We start from the raw sequence: 19,408 nt of genomic DNA on the forward strand, positions 1-19,408 counted from the left end.
TGGGGGTAGCTCCTTCGGGGGTAGGAAACACCCACACCTAGGGGGATCAACGGTGCGGGTGTGAGCACCTCGTCCGGCGCTGCACAAAAGTCATCGGGGGGTCGGCGGCCTGCGAGCCGGGGGGCTCACGGCGCCGGGTCCGTATGTAACGACCGGCGGGCCGGGGTCATTCCGGGGCCGGCGGCACCCGCATCGAGGCGGCGCCGGGGTCTGTGTGTAACGACCGGCGGACCGGGGTCATTCCGAGCCGGCGGCACCCGCATCGAGGCGGCGCCTGGGGGGGGTCTGCAACGACCGGGCCGGGCTTCCCATTCCCACCCGTGCGGGTGGGCCAAGCGGCCGTGGTCCTGCGATCGTCAGGATGTGTAACGACCCCCGGCCCGCCACGATTCCGCCGCACGGATGCCCCCGGTCACAACCCAGACACCCCACAACCGGACATAACACCCACCCCGTCTAGAGCCGAACAGCGACCCACCGATGATCCGTCCGGCATGTCCGACATCGGGCCACCACGACGCACAGGGCACCCCACGTCGCCGAACTCGCACCACCACCGACCGAGCGCGTCAGACACCACACGTCCACCCCGGCGGCGAGGCACCGACCCGCGCCGAGAACCTGGTTGAGCGACACCCGGACTGCCGGGCGTTACCCTGACACCATGCAGGCCGTCTCCCCCACCGCGACCGGCGTGGCCTTCCTGGCCCGCCCGGGTCGCCCCGCAGTGGTGGCGCGGACGCTCGCCGAGCTGGCCGGGCCCACCCGGGGGGTGGTGGAGCTGCCGGTGCGGTTGATGTGGAACGCCGAACGCACCTTCGACCTCGGTGACCCCGACCAGTTGCTGTGGATGTACGAGAACGTGCTGCGGGAGACCACCCGCGCCGAGGACCTGCGCGTCCTGATCAACGGTCGGACACTGCGGCGGGTGTGGCGGATGCTCAACCTGCCTCGGGGCGTACGCCTGGCGTGGGAGAGCCGCCACCGGGGCCTGCGGGCGGCGTGACCGCCCCGCATCTGCACGAGTTCTACCGGGAGGTGGCCCGGGTGGCGCTGGCCGCCGCCGGCCCGTACCGCTTCGTGTTGGGCGGCGGGGTGGCCTGGGCCGCGCACGGCCTCGTGGCCCGCCCCACGGAGGACGTCGACCTCTTCGCCGACGTCGAGGGTGCCGCAGCGGCGGCGTCCGCCGGCGTGCGGGTGGCGCTGCAACGCGCCGGGTTCACCGTCACCGACGCCGACCCGGACAGCGACCTCGCCGAGTTGTTCGACGGGTACGAGCGGGACATGAAGGACTTCGTGGTGAGCCGCGACGGGCGGCAGATCCGGCTCAGCCTGGCCCGGCTGGACCGGCAGCAGAGCCCTGTGGTGATGGACCTCGGCCCGGTGATGGACGTCCGCGACCTCGTGGCCAACAAGATCGCCGCGCTGGTCAACCGGCGGGAGGTCCGCGACTTCATCGACGTGGCGGCGGCCCTGGAACACTACGACGTGACCGAGTTGCTGGTGCTGGCCCGGCAGGTCGACCCGGCGCTGGACCCGGACGACGTGCGGGCCGCCGGCCGTTACCTGGATCGGCTGTCCGAGCGGCGCTTCGGCCGGTACGGCCTGGGTGCCGCCGACGTCGCCCGGGTCCGGCAGCGGTTCGCCACCTGGCCCCGCTGACCATCGCACGCGGTGCGGGCGGGCGACCCGGGGCCGCCCGCCCGCCAGCAGGTCACTTGGTGGGTCGACCGCCCGTGACGCCGAGGATCTCGCCGGTGACGTAGCTGGACTCCTGCGAGGCGAAGAAGACGTACGCGGGGGCCAGCTCCGCCGGCTGGCCGGGGCGCCCCTGCGGGGTGTCGGTGCCGAACTTCTCCACCTTCTCCTTCGGCATGGTCGCCGGGATCAGCGGCGTCCAGACCGGGCCGGGTGCCACCGCGTTGACCCGGATGCCCTGCTCGGCGAGGTCAGCGGCGAGGGCCTTGGTGAAGTTGGCGATCCCCGCCTTGGTGGTGGCGTAGTCGAGCAGCTGCGGCGACGGGTCGAACGCCTGGATCGACGCCGTGTTGATGATCGCCGAACCCTCGGGGAGGTGCGGGATGGCGGCCTTGCACAGCCAGAACATCGCGTACAGGTTGGTCTTGAGCACCCGGTCGAACTGTTCGGTGCTGATCCCGAGGATCCCCTTGTCCTGCGACATCTGGTACGCCGCGTTGTTGACCAGGATGTCGATGCCGCCCAGGTCACGGACCGTACGGTCGACGAGTTCCTGGCAGTGCGACTCGTCGGTGATGTCTCCGCGCACCGCGACACCCCGCCGGCCGGCCTCCTCGACCAGCCGGATGGTCTCGCGGGCGTCGGCGTCCTCCTCCTCGCTGAGGTAGGAGATGACCACGTCGGCGCCCTCGCGGGCGTACGCGATCGCGACGGCCCGGCCGATCCCCGAGTCACCACCGGTGATCAGCGCCCGCTTGCCGTCGAGCTTGCCGCTGCCCCGGTACGTGTCCTCCCCGTGGTCCGGCTTCGGCGTCATCTCCCCGGTCGAGCCGGGTGGTGACTGCTGCTGACCGGGCTGGCCGGACTGCTGGCCGTACTGGCTGGTCGGGTCCTGCTGGGTGTGCTGGTCCTCACTCACCGACGTCTCCTCGCACCGCGCGGGTTCCTTCCCCGCGACAACCGTTCTCCCACCGCCCTACCCCGCGACAGCCTGCGGAAACCGGGGCTGACGTGGCAGGAGTGACCTGCGGTCGTTATGGTGCGCGAGGCGCCCACGAGGCGCGTCCACCCCCATGGAAAGGCATGTCATGACCTCTGGATCCGGCCCGTCGCGTCGCCAGGTGCTCGCCGCCGCGGCGGCGGCGGCGACCGCCCCGCTGATCGCCGCCGCGCCCGCGCAGGCGGCCGGCCCGGCCCGGTCCCGCACCTGGGACCTCACCCTCCTGGGCACGTCGGACACCCACGGCAACGTCTACAACTGGGACTACTACCGCGACGCCGAGTACGACGACAGCAAGCACAACGACATCGGCGTCGCGAAGCTCGCCACCCTCATCAACCAGATCCGCGCCGAGCGGCGCGGGCGGGCGACGCTGGTGCTCGACGCCGGCGACACCATCCAGGGCACTCCCCTCGCGACGTTCTACGCCAAGCAGGAGCCGATCACCGCCACCGGTGAGAAGCACCCGATGGCCCGCGCCATGAACATCATCGACTACGACGCCGTGACGCTCGGCAACCACGAGTTCAACTACGGTCTGCCGTTGCTGGACCTGTGGATCCGCCAGCTCGGCTTCCCGGCGCTGGCCGCCAACGCGGTGAACGCGAAGACCGGCAAGCCGGCCTTCCAGCCGTACGTCATCAAGAAGGTCTCCCTCGGTTTCGCCGCGCCGACCCTGCGGGTCGGCATCCTGGGCCTGACCAACCCCGGTGTGGCGATCTGGGACAAGGGCAACGTCGAGGGCAGGCTGCGGTTCGACGACATGGTCGCGACCGCCGCGAAGTACGTGCCGATCATGCGGGCCCGTGGCGCGGACCTGGTGCTGATCTCGGCGCACGGCGGTGACAGCGGCACCTCCAGCTACGGCCCGGAGCTGCCGAACGAGAACCCGGTGGCGCTGATCGCCCAGCAGGTGCCGGGCATCGACGCGATCCTGTTCGGTCACGCGCACAACGAGGTGGTCGAGCGGTTCGTCACCAACGAGCGCACCGGCGCGCAGGTGCTGCTCTCCGAGCCGTCGAAGTGGGGTCAGCGGCTCACCCGGATGGACTTCACCCTCGCCCGCGAGCGGGGCCGGTGGACCATCACCAAGAAGGCCGCCACCATGCTGAACACCAACACGGTGGCCGAGGACCCGAAGGTGCTCGCCGCCGTACGGGCCCAGCACCAGAAGACCATCGCGTACGTCAACCAGGTGGTCGCCCAGGCCACCGTGGAGATGTCCACCGTGGAGTCGCGGTTAAAGGACACCCCCATCCTGGACTTCATCAACCACGTCCAGGCCGAGACCGTCACGAAGGCGCTGGCCGGCACGCAGTACGCCGACCTACCGGTGCTGTCGCAGGCCTCGCCGTTCAGCCGCACCGCCGTCTTCCCCGCCGGCGACGTCAAGATCCGCGACGTGGCGGGGCTCTACGTGTACGACAACACCCTCGAGGCGGTCGTGCTCAGCGGCGCCGAGGTGCGCGCGTACCTGGAGTACTCGGCGAAGTACTTCCGGACCTTCGCCCCGGGCGCCCCGGTCGACCCGGAGCAGATCAGCGACTCGCCGGCCGTACCGGACTACAACTACGACGTCATCTCCGGCCTGGAGTACGACATCGACATCTCCAAGCCGATCGGCCAGCGGATCACCCGCCTGGTGCTGCCCGGGACCGACACCCCCGTCGCGGACAACGCGCAGTTCGTGATGGCGGTGAACAACTACCGGCGCAGCGGCGGCGGCAACTTCCCCGGCATCGTGAAGACCCAGGTCTACAACGCGCAGCAGGAGATCCGCCAGCTGCTCATCGACTGGGCGCAGGCCAGGGGGACGATCGACCCGGCCGACTTCTTCCAGCCCAACTGGCGCCTCGTGCGCGAGGGCGTGCCGGTCTTCTGACCGGAGCAACCCGTCGAGGCGGGCCGTGGGTGGTGATCACCCGCGGCCCGTCGCGCGTTCTCAGCCCTGCACGTTCCAGCGGATCGGGTCCTCGGTCCTCTCCGGCGCGTCCCGCCCCGGGTCCGTCTCGGTCAACGCGACACGGTCGTCGGGGCGGACAGCGGGCGGCAGCTCCCCGAACCGCACGTGGCGCAGAAACGTGTACTCGTCATCGGTGAACGGCTGCTCGGCCATCGCCACCTCCCTGCTCCCCCGCCATTCTCCGGCGGCCGGGGCGGTGGCGGAAGGTTCCGCTGTGCTGCGGGGCGCACACCCCGTAGGCCATCCTAGGATCCTGGGTGAATGGGGGGCGGCGATCAGCCGGGCAGCCGGTCCAGCGCCGCGAGCGCCGCCCGGATCGGCCGGCGTTCCAGCATCTCGGCGAAGCTCGCCCGCCCCTGACAGAACCGCACGAACATCCGCCACCCCGGCGGCGTCGCCAACAGGGCGTGGAACACCCCCGGGCGGCGGGTGAACACCTCGAGCAGCCGGAACCCCGCCCGCATCTCCGGCACCAGACGCTCGGCCACCGCCCGCTCGTACCCGTCCAGCTCACCGGCGGCGACCGCCGCGCCGGCCAACTCCCCGGAGCGCAACGCGAAGCTGATGCCCTCGCGGCTCCACGGCTCCAACAACCCCGCCGCGTCCCCGGCCACCAGCACCCGACCGGCGCGCAACGGGGAATCCTCGGTACGGCAGCGGGTCAGATGACCCGAGTCGTGCTCCGCCGGCAGCCCGGTCAACCCCAGCCGGTCGACGAACCGCCGCAGATACTCCCGCGTCCCCTCCCCCGCGCCCCGGCCCGCGATCACCCCGACCGTCAGGCGTTCCCCCTTGGGGAAGACCCACGCGTAGGAACCGGGCATCGACCCCCAGTCCAACAGCAGACGCCCCCGCCACCGCTCCTGCTCCGCCGGCGGTACCGGCACCTCCAGCTCCAGACCGAGATCCACCTGTCGGTACCGCACCCCCACGTGCCGGCCGGTGACCCCGGAAGACCCGTCCGCGCCGATCACCGCCCGCGCCGTGAGCGTCGTACCGTCGGCCAGTCGCAGGCGTACCTGCTCAGGATCCTGGTCGATCGCGCGGACCGCGACCTGCTCGCGCACCTGCGCGCCGGCGGCGACCGCCGCCGCGCGCAACCGGTCGTCGAACTCCTCCCGGCGCACCATGGTCACCACCGGGCTGCCGTGCCGGCGGGTGAACTCCCGGCGACCGTCCCGGGTGAACGTCACCCGGTCCACCCGGTCGTGCGCGGGCACCTCGATCCGGCCCCGGACGGCGGCCAGCGAGGTGCCGATCAGGCCGCCCCCGCAGGTCTTGTACCGCGGGTGCGTCGCCCGCTCGACGACCAGGGTGCGCACGCCCGCCCGGGCGGCGGCGTGGGCCGCGGAGAGCCCTGCGGGGCCCCCGCCGACGACGATGAGATCCCAGATGATCACGGTTGCAGCCTAGGGCACCGCACGCCGCGCCGACCCGGTGCGGCACGCCGCCCCGACCGCCCGATCGGGTGGGCATCTTCGCTGCCCCACGGGGTACCCGACGCTGCGCAAACGTCCGCGACGGAGCGGGCGACGAAGGAGGACGTCATGCAGCAGGTGCAGCTGTCGGAGGTCGAGCAGCGGGTGTACCAGGCGGTCACCACCCTCGAACAACGCGGGCACGTGCCGTACCCGGACCTCATCAGCGAGGAGGCCGGTCTGACCGAGGAGCAGGTGCACGCACCGCTGCACCAGCTCACCGAGAAGGGTCTGCTGCACCGCGAGGACTCCCCGATGGCCGGCCTCGACTTCGGACCACGGTTCTGCGCCCGTCAGATGGCGTGACCCGACGGACCGCCCGCGGCGGTTCGGCCCCCGACGACGGGGGTAGCGAGCGGGGATGGACCATCACCGGTCGGCGGGCGGGCCGATGAGCGCGGCGCAGGCGCCACAGCCAGTCGACGCCGCCGAGAACCGCAAGCGCTGGCAGGCCCTCGGCGTCGGGCTGGTCGCGGCGTTCATGACGCTGCTCGACGTGAGCATCGTCAACGTCGCGGTGCCGTCCATCGACCGGGCGTTGCACGCCTCGCCCAGCGACCTCCAGTGGATCCTGTCCGGCTACGCGCTCACGTTCGGCCTGGTCCTGGTGCCCGCCGGTCGGTTCGGCGACGCCCGGGGCCGCCGCAACGCGTTCGTGTTCGGCATCTCCCTGTTCACCCTGACCAGCGCGCTCGCCGGCCTGGCCACCTCCCCGACGTGGCTGGTCGCCGCCCGACTGCTCCAGGGCGCCGCGGCCGGCGTGGTCAACCCACAGGTGACCGGGCTGATCCAGCAGCTGTTCCGCGGGCCCGAACGGGCCCGCCCGTTCGGGCTCCTCGGCGCGACCATCGGGATCTCCACAGCTGTCGGACCGCTGCTCGGCGGGCTGCTCATCGCCGTCGGCGGCGACGCGCACGGCTGGCGGTGGGTCTTCTTCGTCAACGTGCCCGTCGGCATCCTCGCGGTCATCCTCGGCTGGCGACTGCTGCCCAGCCGCCCCGAGGGCAAGCCGGACCGGCGGCGGCTCGACCCCGTCGGCGTACTGCTGCTCGGCGTGGGCGTGGTCCTGCTCCTGCTGCCACTGGTGCAGCAACAGCAGTGGCAGACCCCGTGGAAGTGGGCGCTCATCCCAGCCGGCCTCGCGGTGCTCGTCGCGTTCGGATTGTGGGAGCGGTCGTACGCGCGCCACCACGAACCCCTGTTCGACCTGAAGCTGTTCCACTTCCAGTCGTACACGCTGGGATCACTCATCGCGCTCATCTACTTCGGCGGCTTCACCGCGATCTTCTTCATCTTCACCCTGTACCTGCAGAACGGCCTCGGCTACAGCGCGCTCGTCGCCGGCCTGGCCATCACGCCGTTCGCCCTCGGTTCGGCCGCCGCGTCCGCGCTGGGCGGGCGGATCGTCAACCGCTTCGGTCGACCGCTGGTCGGCATCGGACTGCTCGCCGTGGTCGTCGGCCTCGCCGCGACTGTCGTCGCGCTCCGTCTGGCGCCGGACGCCCCGGCGCCCTGGGTCACCGCCGTTCCCCTGCTCGTCGCCGGGATCGGCAGCGGACTCGTGATCGCCCCCAACCAGACGCTCACCCTCGCCCAGGTGCCCGTACACCAGGCGGGCAGCGGAGCGGGCATGCTCCAGACCGGTCAGCGGATCGGCGCGGCGGCGGGTATCGCCGCCGTCGGTTCGATGTTCTTCTCCACCCTGGCCGACAACCACGGCGACTGGGCCAAGGCCTTCGAGACGTCACTCGTGCTGGCCACCGGGATCATCGCACTCGCGCTGGTCGCCGCACTGATCGACATCGTGCACAAGGGCTGACGACCCCCGGGGGTACGCCGATGGCCGGCACCCGCTGTCCGGGTGCCGGCCATTCGGTCGGGTCAGCTGTTCCAGTACTGGGCGACCAGGTCGGCGGCCTGCTGCTCCCACTGCGCGTACGCGTCCGGGTACGCCGAGACCTGCACCGTCTGCGCGGCGACCGTCAGCGGCATGTCCTGCCACCCGTCGACCTGCTTGAGGCCCTTGAGGAACGCGGTCGTCGAGTAGTCCGGGTCGGTGATCTGCTCCGGGGTGCCCCAACCACTGGACGGACGCTGCTGGAACAGGCCCAGCGAGTCGTGGTCGTTCATGTCACCGAGGTGGCCCAGGTTCTCCAGCTTCGACTCCTGAAGGCTGGTGGCGATCGAGATGACCGCCGCCCGCTCGGGCAGGCCGGCCTTCTTCGTCGCGGCGATGATCGCCTTGACGTTCGCGGTCTGCTCGTCGTTCAGGTCGATGTGCGACTGGGTGCCCTGGGTACCGTGCGGGATCAGCGCGGCGATGTCCGGCTTGTCGGCCTGGACGACCGCCACCGGCCTGGTGTCCTGGTCGTTGACGGCATGGGCGACCGGGCCGGCGAAAACCCCGCCGACGAACGCCATGCCAGCGATGGACAGCATGCTCTTACGCAGGATCGTGTTCATGGGGGTAGCTCCTTCGGGGGTAGGAAACACCCGCGTGACAAGCCGGGTGTGCGCACCTCGTCCGGCGCTGCACTGTCGTGAGGGGGTCCACGTTCGGCGGCCAGCGAGCGGGGGCTCGTGGCGCCGGGACCGGGTGTAACGAACGGTGGCCGGGAGTCATTCCCCGGGGCGGACCGTCGAGCCGATGGGGCCGTGGTCCTGCGATCGTCAGGGTGTGTAACGGCCCCCGGCGTGGGTCCATTCCGCCGCCCGGGTGGACCGGCTCACTACCCAGACGAGGGCAAACCGCCCAGTCCGCGCGATGGCGACCTCCTACGGGTCGGGTAGGCCACCACAGACCGGACGGGCTGGCGCCCGCCGGGGAAATCCGGCGGGCGCCAGCCTCAGGTGCGATCCAGGCACTGCCCGGTGGTGGTGTGCCGATCAGTGCGCAGCCCCGCCGAAGCGCTGGCGACGACGCCAGGCCAGGGTCAGCAGCAGCATGATCGCGCCGGCGCCGACCAGGCCGCCACCGAGCTTCATGGGCGTGCCGAGGCTGTCACCCGTGACGGGCAGCGGCTGCTTCTTGTGCAGCACCCGCAGCTCGGCGGTGGCGGTCCGGCCGGACTCCCGACCGGTGGCGGTGAAGGTCAGCAGACCCGTCACCGACGGACGGTAGCTCTTGGTGAAGCGCCCCTGGGCGTTCGTGAACGCCGTGAAGTTGAGCGGTGCGCTCGCCTGGTAAGCCACCGGCGCCATGGCGACGGTGGTGCCGTCGCTGCGACGCGCCGGCGCCTGACCGGCAGCCGGGGCCGCCAGCGGCGTCACCGTCACCGAGATGTCGACGGTCTCGTTCGGACCGAAGTTGGTGCCGGTCAGCACGACAGTCTCGCCGAGGAAGATCGTCGGCCGGCTGACCGTCAGCGACGGGGGTGCGGGCACGTACGGCGGCGGCTGGGGCGGGTCGGTGGTCGCACTCGAACTGGGCGTCGGCTGCGGCTGTGCCGCCCCCGCTGCCGTCGGCACGGCCACCACGGCCAGGCCGACCGTGAGCGCCATGATGATGCGGGATAGCCGCATGATTGGTTCCCTCCTACTGGTCACAGCTTGGTGCGGAATGAACTTGGGTGGTCCAGGGGCTGGCGGTGGGGGTCAGCCACAGCTCGGCCTGTCCGACGCCGGTCTTGGCCGTCAGCAGGGTGACCTCCAGCGCCCGTTCGGCCCCGGGACCGACGTCGACGTTGGCCGTCGCCACCTGGCGGCGGCGTTCCGTGCCGCTGCCAAGCGCCGTTTCGACCCCGTCGAGCCGGGCCTCGAGCACCGCTCCACCGGCCGGACTGAAGATCGACACCAGGGTGCGTGCGGTGTACGGATCACCGGCCAGGCCGAGGCCGAGAACCGACTCGCTGAGTCCGGACCTCGGCGCCGTCGAGCGCAGGGTCACCCGCAACCGGAGCTCGCGGCGCCCGTCTGGTCGGCATTCGCCCACCGTCAGGTTCGCCGTCGGCCGCAGGTAGTAGCCGAGCTTCGCGCCGCTGCCGTCGTTGAGGAACACGCCGACGGTCGGCACGGTGTCCTGCTCCGGAAGCGTCCCGGCCATCCGGCTGTCGCCGAACGTCCGCTGTTCTTCAGGTCGGACACTCCAGAACAATATCCGGCGTTCCGTGATAGCACGGTCGAATGCGGACAACAACACCCGTGGGTTGACATTCTTCTTGAAGAAGGCGTCGAACACCGCGGCGGCCGAGGCCGCGAAGAACGTGTCCTGCTGCCGGACGTCCAGCCGCTGGTAGCTGTCGTTGAGCAGGGTCTGCACGACCTTCTCGCTGGCGAGCGGTACGCCACCGGGCACCAGCACCGGCCCGGTCGCCTTGAGCAGGTAGGACAGCACCACCGGATCGACGGCGAGCACACCGTCGACAGTCGTCCCGGTCTTGCGTCGGAACATCTCCCGGTACAGCGCGGCGGCGGTCGGGAAGTGCGGGCTCAGGTTGACGTCGGCGGGATAGATGCCGGGCAGGTCGGTCCAGAGTGCCCGGGTCTCGGCCGGCAGCTTCAACGCCGGCGTGAACCGTCCCAGGGAGGCGCTGCTGCCCTGCCGGCCCATCTGAACCCTGCCGTTGTCGGTCTCGATCATCGCGTACGCGCCGAACATGCCGCCGGTGGCGCGCAACTCGGCGAGGTTCTGCGAGACCAGCAGGTACTTCCGTGAGCCGTTCGCGCCGAGCAGCGGCGGCAACAGCCGGGCGCCCTGGTCGGCGGCGGCGGTCAGGCTCGCCAGCCGGTCGATCTCGCCCCGCAGGTCGGTCAGCGCCTGGCGGATCTGGTTGACCAGCCGGTCGGCGGGCACCACGGCCAGATCGCGGCGGGTGCGCTGCACCGCCTCGTTCACCCCTGACAACTCGGCAGAGACCGAGGTCAGCCGGGCCAGGTCCAGCCGACCGCTGGTCGGCACCAGGCTGGTCAGGTCCGTCCGGAGCAGCGTCGGGAACGCGTGCCGGGCCAACTCGTCGATGGCGACCGCGATCTGCCGCACGGCGTCGAGGTCGTCACCCGCGACCGGGGTACGCCTGCCGATCGCCCAGCCCGGGTCGTCGGTCGCGGAGCGGGCCGCACCGGCCTGCTCCTGAAGGGCGGCGAGCGTACGCAGGGCGCGGTCGGTGTCCCCGCCGACGACCTGGGCGCTCAGCTCCCGCGCCAGACCTGCGGCGTTGAGCAGATGGGAGCGCGCCTGCCAACCCCGAAAGCCGATCCAGCCCCCGACCGTCAACAGGAGCGACCCGACCACCAGCGCGCCGAGCAGCGCACGTCGCAGTCGCGCGCGTCGACGGCGGCGGGACCGGCTACGCCGTCGGCTTGGCCGTTCGCTCTCCGTCACACCACACTCCCCATCCGGAACCGGACAGAAAGTCCGATTTCCCCTGACGTTCTTAGCACGCATAACGCGCTTCCGTACCGTTATGACATTTCTCGTGGCTTACGCGAGGTTCATTCGCGGCGCGGCAAGCTCCTCGACCCGGCCGGCCGCCTCGTACAGCAGCCGCTCGATCCGGTCGACGCCGGCGGGCAACGACATCTCCCGCAGGTACGCCGCACGCCCCCGGCGGCCCATCTCGACGCGCGCCGGACCGGGGATCGTCGCGGCCAACCAGAACCGGTCGGCCAGCGCCGCCCAGTCCTCGGGCGGGCAGGACAGCCCGGCCCGGGCCCGTTCGACGAGCTCGGCGGTGTCTCCACCGGCCGAGGCCACCACCGGCGCGGCGCAGGAGAGCGCGGCCTGCACCTTGCCGGGCACCATGCCCCGCAGCTCCGGCAGGTCCCGCAGCATGATCAACTGATAGTCGGCGGCGGCGTACAACTGCGGCATGTCGACAGGCGAACGGCGCTGGACGAAACGGACGTTCTCCGCGCCCAACTCGGCGGCGAGCCCCCGCACCCGCCGCTCCTCGGCACCCGAGCCGACCAGGACCAGGTCCATCGTCCGGTCCAGCGCCGCGGCCGCCCGTACCGCCGTCTCCAGCCCCTGCCGGACGCCGATCGTGCCGGCGTGCATCACCACGCACCGCCCGTCGCGGCGGACCAGCTGGCGGGCCGCCGCGTCAGGCGTCGCCGGCTGGAAGATCCGCTCGTCGGTCCAGTTCAGCACCACCTGGACCCGGGCCGGGTCGGCGCCGGCGGCGACCACCAGGTCCCGCATCGACGGCGCGGCCACCGCCACCCGCGCCGCCGACCGGTAGATCCTGGTCATCGCTGCGGACATCCGCGTCGCCCACCGCCCGTCACCCGCCTCGGCGGCACCGTCGCGCGCCCAGACGTCCTGGACGTGCAGCACCATCGGCACCCGCCCGAGCAGCCGCAGCACCCCGGCCGCGGCGAACGTGGTGGCCGGCAACTGGAAGACGTAGAGCGCGTCGACATCGCCCAGGACCCGACGCGCGGCCATCGTGGCGCTGCCCGCGAAGGACAGGTAGCTGGCCATCCGGGCGCCGGTGGACGCGCCACGGCCGGTGTACCTCGGCACCCGCCGGACGGTCAGCCGCTCACTGTGCGTCTCGTGGTGCCAGCGCTGCCGCCAGCCGGGGTAGACGTGCCCGCCGGGATAGTCCGGAAAACCGGTGAGCACCCGCACCTCGTGCCCGCGCGCGGCCAGCGCCTCGGCCAGGCTCCCCGGGATGAACGCCGGTTCGGGCGGGAAGTGGTACGACAGGATGCCGATCTTCACCGGGGCACCGCCGTCCACCGCGCGACGACTCCGCTCGGCGCGGCACCGCAGCCGACGGGCACCCCGCCCGCGTACGATGCCGAGAACCCCTCCCCGCGCGGCCACTGGCGTCGACGCACCGCCCTCGCGGTGCGGCCACCTGTGCCCGCACCGACGGAAGGGACACCGATGGCCGCCCGCGTGCTGTTCGTCTGCCACGCCAACCTGTGCCGATCACCGATGGCCGAGTACCTGGCCCGCCGGCTGCTCGCCGACCAGCAGGTCATGGTCGCCAGCGCCGGCACCGACGCGATGGACGGGATGACCATGCACCCGTACGCCATCCAGGTCGCGGCCGAGAGCGGCGCGGACCCGGCGGAGTTCCGGAGCCGGACGCTTCGCGCCGAGTACCTGGCCGACGCGACGCTGGTGCTGACCGCGACCCGGCGCCAGCGCTCGGTGTGCACCTCGCTGGCGCCGGTGGCGCTGCACCGGACGTTCACGATGCTCCAGTTCGGCCGGTTGGCCGCGGCGGCCGAACTGGCCACCGAGCCGGCCGACGATCCGCTGCGAGCCGCGATAGCCGCCGCCACCCGCGCCCGGGGGCGGCTGCAACCCACCGCCCCCGACGCGGACGACCTGCGCGACCCCATCGGCGGCACCGCCGCCGACTTCCGACGTTGCGCTGAGGAGATCGAACGGTCGCTGCGACCCCTCGCCGCGCTCATCGGGGCAGCCGGGTGAGCTCCTGGGTGCGGTCGCTGACGCCGTTGACCCCGTTGCTCTCGCTGTGCTTGGCCGTGGTCGCCCGGTCGGTCGGCACCGACGGCGTGGCCGTCGAGGCGACCACCCGGTAGGCCTCGTACTGGTACGCCTCCGCCTTGGCGACCTTCGCCATGTTCAGCACGCAGCCGAGCAGCCGGACCGAGACCGAGTGCAGCGAGCGGGCCGCCGCGGCCACCTGGGTACGCGAGGTGCGGCCCTGCTGGCTGACCAGCAGCGCGCCGTCGGCCTGCACGGCCACCACCACACCGTCGGTCACCGCGAGCAGCGGCGCGGTGTCGATGATCACGATGTCCGCCGACTCGCGCAGCGTCAGCAGCAGATCCGCCATCGCCTTGGAGCCGAGCAGCTCGCTCGGGTTGGGCGGGGCCGAGCCGCTGGGCAGGACCAGCAGGGACTTGTCGCCCCAGCGCTGCACGACGTCGCCGACCTGCACGTCACCGACGAGCACGTCGGTCAGGCCGACGCCGGCGTCCAGGCCCAGGTACTCGTCGACCTTGGGCCGGCGCAGGTCCGCGTCGACGAGCAGAACCCGCCAGCCGGCCTCGGCGAGGGCGATCGCCAGGTTGCAGGAGAGTGTGGTCTTGCCCTCGCCCTGCAGGGCGCTCGTCACGGCGATGACCCGGGCCGGCTCGTGCACATCCACGAAGCGCAGGTTGGTCCGCAGCTTGCGGACCGCCTCGGCGCGCGCCGAGGTCGCGGCGTCGCCGACGATCAGCGGCGCGGTACGGGCGCTGCTCTCGAACGGGATCTCGCCGAGCAGCGGACTGCCGGTGGCCCGTTGCAGGCCGGCGGCGTCGCGCAGCCGGATGTCGGCCACACCGCGCAGGATCGCCAGACCGACGCCGAGTACCAGGCCGATCAGCCCGCCGAGGGTCAGGTTCCGTACCGGCTGGGGTGAGACGGGGCTGGCGCTGACCCGTGGGCCGCTCACCACCTCGATCTTGATCGGGGCCTTGCCCTCGGGTGGCGTCTCCACCTTCTGCACGAGGTCGACGAACTTCGCGGCGAGGGTTTCGGTGACCCGCAGGGCGCGGGTCTGGTCGGTGTCGGTGATCGACGCCCGCAGCAGGACGGTGCCGGCCTCGGTGGTGGTGCTGACCCGGCGCTGCACCTCGTCGGCGGTGAGCCCGACCGGCGTCTCGGCCACCACGCTCTGCGCCAGCCGGTCGCTGGTGAGCAGGTCGGCGTACGACTTGACGCGCTGCTGGAGGAAGAGCCCGCCCTGGTAGGCGTCGGTGACGCCCTGGTTGGGGGTGGTGACGAAGAACGTCACCGAGGCGACGTACCGGGGCTGGGCCCGTACGGTCAGGAACGCCGACAGACCCAGAGCGACCATGACCGTGACCAGCACGAGCCACCAGTGCCGACGTACGTGCCGCAATTGGCGGAGCAGGTCCATCAGGAGCGCCTCCGTGCCGGTCCGGTTACGCCAAAGAACTTCACGAATACCCCCAAGGTCGTCTTAAACTCGTGAAACCATTAAAGCCGCTCATACGACTTATGTCCGGAGTTATGTAGTTTCGGCGACGACATGTGCGCCCGCATGACCAACCCGACAGAAGGCCATTCGGCAGCGGCGACATCGGGGAAAAGTCGCCAGCCGATCAGTCGGTCCCCTTCGCGCCCCGCGGTGGCCGGGGCGCGCGCACCCGGATAGGGTCGACAACGGTGTGCCGGGAAGCCTGGTCGGCGAATGGATTCCTGCCGTCCCGACACCCGAGGTGACCCCAGCCCATGGCCGACCCCACCCCGTCCACCGACCGGTTCCGGCTGTTCTCACGATCGACCTGGCCGGAGGCGCGGCACCTGGCCGACGTCCTGCGGACCGAGACGGTCGGCGGCGCCCTGCTCCTGCTCGGCGCCGTGATCGCGCTGGCCTGGGCGAACTCCCCCTGGGTCGACTCGTACCTCCGCCTCGGCGACTGGGTGCCGTGGCCCGGCGGCGCGCGCTGGCACCTCGATCTGTCCCTGGCGACCTGGGCCGCGGACGGCCTGCTGGCCATCTTCTTCTTCGTGGTGGGGCTCGAACTCAAGCGCGAATTCGTCGTCGGGGAACTGCGCGACCCACGACGGGCCGCCCTGCCGGTGGTGGCCGCCCTCGGCGGAATGCTGCTACCCGCGCTGATCTACGTGGCGGTCGTGTCCGCCGCGGGCGGAGAGGGACTACGCGGCTGGGCGATCCCCACCGCCACCGACATCGCCTTCGCGCTGGCCGTGCTCGCGGTGGTCAGCTCACACCTGCCCCAGGGACTGCGGGCCTTCCTGCTCACCCTCGCCGTCGTCGACGACCTGTTCGCGATCACCATCATCGCGGTCTTCTACACCGCCGACTTCCAACCCGTACCGCTGCTCGCCGCGCTGGCGCCGATCGGGCTCTTCGCGCTGCTGGTACGGCGCGGCCATACCTGGTGGTGGGCGCTGATCCCCCTCGCGGTGGCCGCCTGGGCGCTGGTGCACGCCTCCGGTGTGCACGCCACGGTGGCCGGCGTCCTGCTCGGCTTCACCGTGCCGGTCCTCGCCCGCCGCCCGGCCGGTGAGCCGTCGACGACCGCGCAGCCGACCGACGACGCCGGGGGCCTCGCCGCGCACCTGGAACACCGGTGGCGGCCGGTGTCCGCCGGCTTCGCCGTGCCGGTCTTCGCCCTGTTCGCGGCCGGCGTCACGCTGCGCGGCACCGACCTGGGGGCGCTACTGACCGACCCGGTGGTCATCGCCATCGTCGCCGGTCTGGTCCTCGGCAAGAGCGTCGGGATCTTCGGATCGACGTACCTGCTGGCCCGGTTCACCCGCGCCGAACTCGACGAGGACATCAGGTGGGCCGACCTGCTCGGTATCGCGCTGCTCGCCGGCGTCGGGTTCACCGTGTCGCTGCTCATCGGCGACCTGGCGTTCGGCGCCGGCACGCTCGCCGACGACCGGGTCAAGACCGCCGTGCTGGCCGGCTCGCTGCTCTCCGCCGCGATGGCGGCCGTCGTGCTGCTGCGCCGCAACGCCGCGTACCGCCGGGTGGCCGAACGGGAACGGCTGGACGCCGACGGCGACGGCGTGCCCGACGTCTACCAACACCGGGCGGGCGGCTGACCGGACAGGTCGCCGCGCACCCGCCAGACGCGTCAGCGTCCGCGTTCGGCGGGCCGGTGCTCCTCGGTCTCCTCCGACAGCGCCTCGGCCGCCGGCCCGGTGAGATCGTCACCCGGCACCGCCACCTCCTCGGCCACGTCCTGCTCGTCGGGCTTCCCGCCGGGCTGCGGCTCCGGAGCGGTGGCACCGCCGGCGAAGCCGTACTCGTTCGGTTCGTCGTGCCTGCTCATGTGGGTGTCCTCCCGCTCTCGCCGGTGTCGCCTCTCACCGCCAACGGTAGGTGGTGATCGTCCCCGCCGCAGGGCCGCCGGGATTGTCGACGCGGCCACGCCGGCGCGGCACCCAGCGCCGCCCAGAGCAGCTGGCGGAGCGCGACGATCGCCGCCGCGCCGGCCAGCCCGTTCCAGCCGGGCTGGCCGACGAGCCGCAGCAGACCCGCCGCGACCAGCAGGTCCAGCAGCACCCGGACGGCGGTCCGGGGAGCCCCGGTGCTCAGCACGATCACCACACCGGTGACCAGGGCCAGCGCGGTGACCACCAGGGCCGGCGCGCCGGTCACGACCGGCGCTCGCCCTCAGCCACCTGCCGCTGCTCCTGGCGGATCTCCCGGCCCAGGAAGTAGTTCAGCGCCGTCCGGATCGCGGCGATGGCGGCCAACTGGCCAATCTGCGTGAACGACGGAGACACCGCGGTCCGCAGCACGTCGGCTGCCAGCTGGAACTCCAGGCCGAGGGTCAGGAACCGGCCCAGGGTGAGCCGGATCGGAGTGAAGACGGCGGCGGTTCGGTGCCGCAGCCCCTCGACCACGAACCGCACCGCCGCCCAGACGGCACCCACGAAGATCACCACAGCGCCGGCGACCTCCACCACGGCGACCAGCACCTGGTCACCGTGGCGCAGCAGCTCCGCCGGCTCCACCCCGGGCCGTTACCCGCCCTCGGGGCGGCTAGTCGGCGCTCACGTCAGCTCGTTGACCGCCTCCAGGATCAGCCAGAGGCCGGAGATCGCGAAGAGGATCGCGGCGCCGTACTTGATGGTCTTCTCCGGCAGTCGACGGCCGAGCATCCGACCGACCAGGATCGCGAGCGCATCCGCCGCCACCATGCCGATGGTGGAGCCCAGCCAGGTGCCGAACCAGCCGTACTTGGTGGCCAGGGTGATCGTGGCCAGCATCGTCTTGTCACCCAACTCGGCCAGGAAGAAGGCCACCGACACGGCCACCAAGGCCGTCTTGTTGGTCTTCTCCGCCTTGCTCTTCTCCTCCTCGGTGAGCTTGTCCCCCCGCAGGGTCCACGCGCCGAAGCCGAGGAACGCCACACCGGCCACCAGGGAGATCCAGTCGGTGGGCAGCACCGACCCGAGACCCACGCCGATGGCCACCGACGCCAGATGCACCACGGCCGTCGCCACGGTGATACCGATCAGCACCGGGATCGGCTTGAACCGCGTGGCGAAGGTCAACGCCATCAACTGGGACTTGTCCCCCAGCTCGGCGACGAAGATGACGCCGAAGCTGACCACCAGCGCGGCGAAAAATCCCTCCATGACATCCTTCCCGTTTTCACACCGGGAGGAGGTACAGGGGCGCCCTCGACCCGGCTTCTACAGCCTGAGTCGAAGGTCTCGCCCGCCCCGGAAACCCGGGGCCGCGTGGCCGGATGCGGAACGCACCAGTATGTCGACCACGACATTGGGGGCTACTCCCCTTCGCGCGACCAGCCTATCGGATCACCCCCGCGGCCGGCCGGACGGGTGGGCCCGCTCACCGGGCCCGCGCCAACGTGACCCCGAACAACCCGTCCGGGTCGGTCCAGAACTCCGTCGCGGCGAAACCCGCAGTGTCCAACTCGGCGGCGATCCCCGCCGGACGGAACTTCGCCGAGACCTCCGTCCGCAACTCCTCCCCCACCGCGAACTCCACCGCCAGGTCCAACACCCGCACGGTCATCGCCCGCGTGGCGCGCAACCGCATCTCGATCCACTCCCGCTCCGGATCCCAGAGAGCGATGTGCGCGAACGCCTCCGGGTCGAAGTCCGCCCCCAACTCCCGGTTGATCACCCGCAGCACGTTGCGGTTGAACTCGGCAGTCACCCCGGCCGCGTCGTCGTACGCGGGCACGATCACCGACGGGTCCTTCACCAGGTCGGTGCCGAGCAGCAGCCAGTCGCCGACCTCCAACGCTGCGCGCATGGCGGCCAGGAACTCGGCCCGCTCGGCCGGCAGCAGGTTGCCGATCGTGCCGCCGAGGAACACCACCAACCGACGGCCGCCGGTCGGCAACCGGTCGAGCTGCCGGGTGAAATCCCCCACGATGCCCCGCACCCGCAGGCCCGGATAGTCGGCCGCGATCCGCGCGGTGGACCCCAGCAGCGCGCTCGCCGACACGTCGAGCGGCACGAACGTGCCCAGCCCACCCCGGCTGGCGAACGCGTCCAACAACAACCGGGTCTTCTCCGACGAGCCGGAACCCAACTCGATCAGGGTCTTCGCGCCGGTCAACGCCGCGATGTCGGCGGCGTGTCGCGCCAGCACCGCCCGCTCCGCGCGGGTCGGGTAGTACTCGGGAAGACGGGTGATCTCCTCGAACAGCTCACTGCCCCGGGAATCGTAGAACCACTTCGGCGGCAGCCACTTCGGCTCGGCCGTCAACCCGGTCCGGACGTCCTGACGCAGTCCACGCTCCACGTCCCGCTGCTCAAGGTAGATCTCCAACGGTTCCGCCGTCATCGGCCCTGCCTCTCTGCTCAGTCAACACTCG

General features: G+C 71.7%; 20 protein-coding genes. 7 read left to right on the forward strand and 13 right to left on the reverse strand.

Annotated features, from left to right (window positions below):
- The first annotated feature begins 664 nt into the window (after positions 1–664).
- Complete coding sequence (locus ABZS77_RS24220; RefSeq protein ID WP_354826950.1) at positions 665–1,006, forward strand: hypothetical protein; 342 nt, start codon at positions 665–667, stop codon at positions 1,004–1,006.
- The gene (locus ABZS77_RS24225) at positions 1,003–1,662 is read left to right on the forward strand and encodes a nucleotidyl transferase AbiEii/AbiGii toxin family protein (protein WP_354826953.1); all 660 of its coding nucleotides are present in this window, start codon (positions 1,003–1,005) and stop codon (positions 1,660–1,662) included. The genes ABZS77_RS24220 and ABZS77_RS24225 overlap by 4 nt, the downstream gene beginning before the upstream one ends.
- A gap of 52 nt (positions 1,663–1,714) precedes the next feature.
- Here ABZS77_RS24225 and ABZS77_RS24230 read toward each other — a convergent pair whose 3' ends face one another.
- The gene (locus ABZS77_RS24230; RefSeq protein WP_354826955.1) at positions 1,715–2,617 is read right to left on the reverse strand and encodes an SDR family oxidoreductase; all 903 of its coding nucleotides are present in this window, start codon (positions 2,615–2,617) and stop codon (positions 1,715–1,717) included.
- A gap of 169 nt (positions 2,618–2,786) precedes the next feature.
- Here ABZS77_RS24230 and ABZS77_RS24235 point away from each other — a divergent pair, with 169 nt between their 5' ends.
- Complete coding sequence (locus tag ABZS77_RS24235; RefSeq protein ID WP_354826957.1) at positions 2,787–4,580, forward strand: 5'-nucleotidase C-terminal domain-containing protein; 1,794 nt, start codon at positions 2,787–2,789, stop codon at positions 4,578–4,580.
- A gap of 60 nt (positions 4,581–4,640) precedes the next feature.
- Here ABZS77_RS24235 and ABZS77_RS24240 read toward each other — a convergent pair whose 3' ends face one another.
- Together ABZS77_RS24240 and ABZS77_RS24245 are read right to left on the reverse strand one after the other, a co-directional pair.
- Positions 4,641–4,814 (reverse strand): hypothetical protein, encoded by a 174-nt coding sequence (locus ABZS77_RS24240; RefSeq protein WP_354826959.1) that lies wholly within the window; start codon positions 4,812–4,814, stop codon positions 4,641–4,643.
- A 122-nt stretch (positions 4,815–4,936) separates the two neighbouring features.
- The gene (locus tag ABZS77_RS24245) at positions 4,937–6,061 is read right to left on the reverse strand and encodes a geranylgeranyl reductase family protein (protein ID WP_354826962.1); all 1,125 of its coding nucleotides are present in this window, start codon (positions 6,059–6,061) and stop codon (positions 4,937–4,939) included.
- Positions 6,062–6,208: 147 nt separating this feature from the next.
- Here ABZS77_RS24245 and ABZS77_RS24250 point away from each other — a divergent pair, with 147 nt between their 5' ends.
- Entirely contained in the window at positions 6,209–6,445 is a 237-nt protein-coding gene (locus tag ABZS77_RS24250; RefSeq protein ID WP_354826964.1) for a hypothetical protein, read from the forward strand.
- A gap of 85 nt (positions 6,446–6,530) precedes the next feature.
- A complete protein-coding gene (locus tag ABZS77_RS24255; protein ID WP_354827124.1) occupies positions 6,531–7,958 on the forward strand; it encodes an MFS transporter in 1,428 nt (475 codons plus the stop codon).
- Positions 7,959–8,020: 62 nt separating this feature from the next.
- Here ABZS77_RS24255 and ABZS77_RS24260 read toward each other — a convergent pair whose 3' ends face one another.
- The 4 genes from ABZS77_RS24260 to ABZS77_RS24275 all read right to left on the reverse strand — a co-directional run bounded on the left by ABZS77_RS24260 (position 8,021) and on the right by ABZS77_RS24275 (position 12,803).
- The gene (locus tag ABZS77_RS24260) at positions 8,021–8,602 is read right to left on the reverse strand and encodes a hypothetical protein (protein WP_354826967.1); all 582 of its coding nucleotides are present in this window, start codon (positions 8,600–8,602) and stop codon (positions 8,021–8,023) included.
- Between the two features lie 423 nt (positions 8,603–9,025).
- Entirely contained in the window at positions 9,026–9,661 is a 636-nt protein-coding gene (locus ABZS77_RS24265; RefSeq protein ID WP_354826970.1) for a hypothetical protein, read from the reverse strand.
- Positions 9,662–9,674: 13 nt separating this feature from the next.
- Positions 9,675–11,459 carry a DUF4012 domain-containing protein gene (locus ABZS77_RS24270; RefSeq protein ID WP_354826973.1) on the reverse strand — a complete coding sequence of 595 codons (1,785 nt, stop codon included), beginning with the start codon at positions 11,457–11,459 and terminating at the stop codon, positions 9,675–9,677.
- A gap of 99 nt (positions 11,460–11,558) precedes the next feature.
- Positions 11,559–12,803, reverse strand: a complete 1,245-nt coding sequence (locus ABZS77_RS24275) for a glycosyltransferase family 4 protein (RefSeq protein ID WP_354826976.1) — start codon at positions 12,801–12,803, stop codon at positions 11,559–11,561.
- 168 nt (positions 12,804–12,971) lie between these two features.
- Here ABZS77_RS24275 and ABZS77_RS24280 point away from each other — a divergent pair, with 168 nt between their 5' ends.
- Positions 12,972–13,526: a low molecular weight phosphatase family protein gene (locus tag ABZS77_RS24280; RefSeq protein ID WP_354826978.1), complete on the forward strand. Its 555-nt coding sequence runs from the start codon at positions 12,972–12,974 to the stop codon at positions 13,524–13,526.
- Here ABZS77_RS24280 and ABZS77_RS24285 read toward each other — a convergent pair.
- Positions 13,507–14,967 (reverse strand): polysaccharide biosynthesis tyrosine autokinase, encoded by a 1,461-nt coding sequence (locus tag ABZS77_RS24285; protein ID WP_354826980.1) that lies wholly within the window; start codon positions 14,965–14,967, stop codon positions 13,507–13,509. The two genes, ABZS77_RS24280 and ABZS77_RS24285, sit on opposite strands and share 20 nt — an antisense overlap.
- Positions 14,968–15,302: 335 nt before the next feature.
- Between ABZS77_RS24285 and nhaA the strand changes: the two genes are divergently transcribed.
- Complete coding sequence (nhaA, locus tag ABZS77_RS24290) at positions 15,303–16,649, forward strand: Na+/H+ antiporter NhaA (RefSeq protein ID WP_354826983.1); 1,347 nt, start codon at positions 15,303–15,305, stop codon at positions 16,647–16,649.
- 32 nt (positions 16,650–16,681) lie between these two features.
- On the opposite strand, the gene ABZS77_RS24295 is transcribed toward nhaA, so the two are convergent.
- The 5 genes from ABZS77_RS24295 to egtD all read right to left on the reverse strand — a co-directional run bounded on the left by ABZS77_RS24295 (position 16,682) and on the right by egtD (position 19,377).
- Positions 16,682–16,879: a hypothetical protein gene (locus ABZS77_RS24295; protein ID WP_354826985.1), complete on the reverse strand. Its 198-nt coding sequence runs from the start codon at positions 16,877–16,879 to the stop codon at positions 16,682–16,684.
- Entirely contained in the window at positions 16,876–17,208 is a 333-nt protein-coding gene (locus tag ABZS77_RS24300; protein WP_354826988.1) for a hypothetical protein, read from the reverse strand. The genes ABZS77_RS24295 and ABZS77_RS24300 overlap by 4 nt, the downstream gene beginning before the upstream one ends.
- The gene (locus ABZS77_RS24305) at positions 17,205–17,567 is read right to left on the reverse strand and encodes a DUF1622 domain-containing protein (RefSeq protein WP_354826991.1); all 363 of its coding nucleotides are present in this window, start codon (positions 17,565–17,567) and stop codon (positions 17,205–17,207) included. The genes ABZS77_RS24300 and ABZS77_RS24305 overlap by 4 nt, the downstream gene beginning before the upstream one ends.
- A gap of 39 nt (positions 17,568–17,606) precedes the next feature.
- Positions 17,607–18,194: a TMEM165/GDT1 family protein gene (locus ABZS77_RS24310; protein ID WP_354826994.1), complete on the reverse strand. Its 588-nt coding sequence runs from the start codon at positions 18,192–18,194 to the stop codon at positions 17,607–17,609.
- A gap of 217 nt (positions 18,195–18,411) precedes the next feature.
- A complete protein-coding gene (egtD, locus tag ABZS77_RS24315; RefSeq protein ID WP_354826997.1) occupies positions 18,412–19,377 on the reverse strand; it encodes an L-histidine N(alpha)-methyltransferase in 966 nt (321 codons plus the stop codon).
- Positions 19,378–19,408 lie beyond the last annotated feature (31 nt).

This window comes from Micromonospora sp. NPDC005298 (genome assembly GCF_040607375.1).
GTDB lineage: Bacteria > Actinomycetota > Actinomycetes > Mycobacteriales > Micromonosporaceae > Micromonospora.

Coding starts and splice junctions, on each gene's coding strand:
- ABZS77_RS24250 (WP_354826964.1), top strand. CDS start 6,209: ATGCAGCAGGTGCAGCTGTCGGAGGTCGAGCAGCGGGTGTACCAGGCG.
- ABZS77_RS24285 (WP_354826980.1), bottom strand. CDS start 14,967: ATGGACCTGCTCCGCCAATTGCGGCACGTACGTCGGCACTGGTGGCTC.
- ABZS77_RS24295 (WP_354826985.1), bottom strand. CDS start 16,879: ATGAGCAGGCACGACGAACCGAACGAGTACGGCTTCGCCGGCGGTGCC.
- ABZS77_RS24310 (WP_354826994.1), bottom strand. CDS start 18,194: ATGGAGGGATTTTTCGCCGCGCTGGTGGTCAGCTTCGGCGTCATCTTC.
- nhaA (WP_354826983.1), top strand. CDS start 15,303: ATGGCCGACCCCACCCCGTCCACCGACCGGTTCCGGCTGTTCTCACGA.
- ABZS77_RS24255 (WP_354827124.1), top strand. CDS start 6,531: ATGAGCGCGGCGCAGGCGCCACAGCCAGTCGACGCCGCCGAGAACCGC.
- ABZS77_RS24220 (WP_354826950.1), top strand. CDS start 665: ATGCAGGCCGTCTCCCCCACCGCGACCGGCGTGGCCTTCCTGGCCCGC.
- ABZS77_RS24235 (WP_354826957.1), top strand. CDS start 2,787: ATGACCTCTGGATCCGGCCCGTCGCGTCGCCAGGTGCTCGCCGCCGCG.
- ABZS77_RS24240 (WP_354826959.1), bottom strand. CDS start 4,814: ATGGCCGAGCAGCCGTTCACCGATGACGAGTACACGTTTCTGCGCCAC.
- ABZS77_RS24265 (WP_354826970.1), bottom strand. CDS start 9,661: ATGCGGCTATCCCGCATCATCATGGCGCTCACGGTCGGCCTGGCCGTG.
- egtD (WP_354826997.1), bottom strand. CDS start 19,377: ATGACGGCGGAACCGTTGGAGATCTACCTTGAGCAGCGGGACGTGGAG.
- ABZS77_RS24260 (WP_354826967.1), bottom strand. CDS start 8,602: ATGAACACGATCCTGCGTAAGAGCATGCTGTCCATCGCTGGCATGGCG.
- ABZS77_RS24280 (WP_354826978.1), top strand. CDS start 12,972: ATGGCCGCCCGCGTGCTGTTCGTCTGCCACGCCAACCTGTGCCGATCA.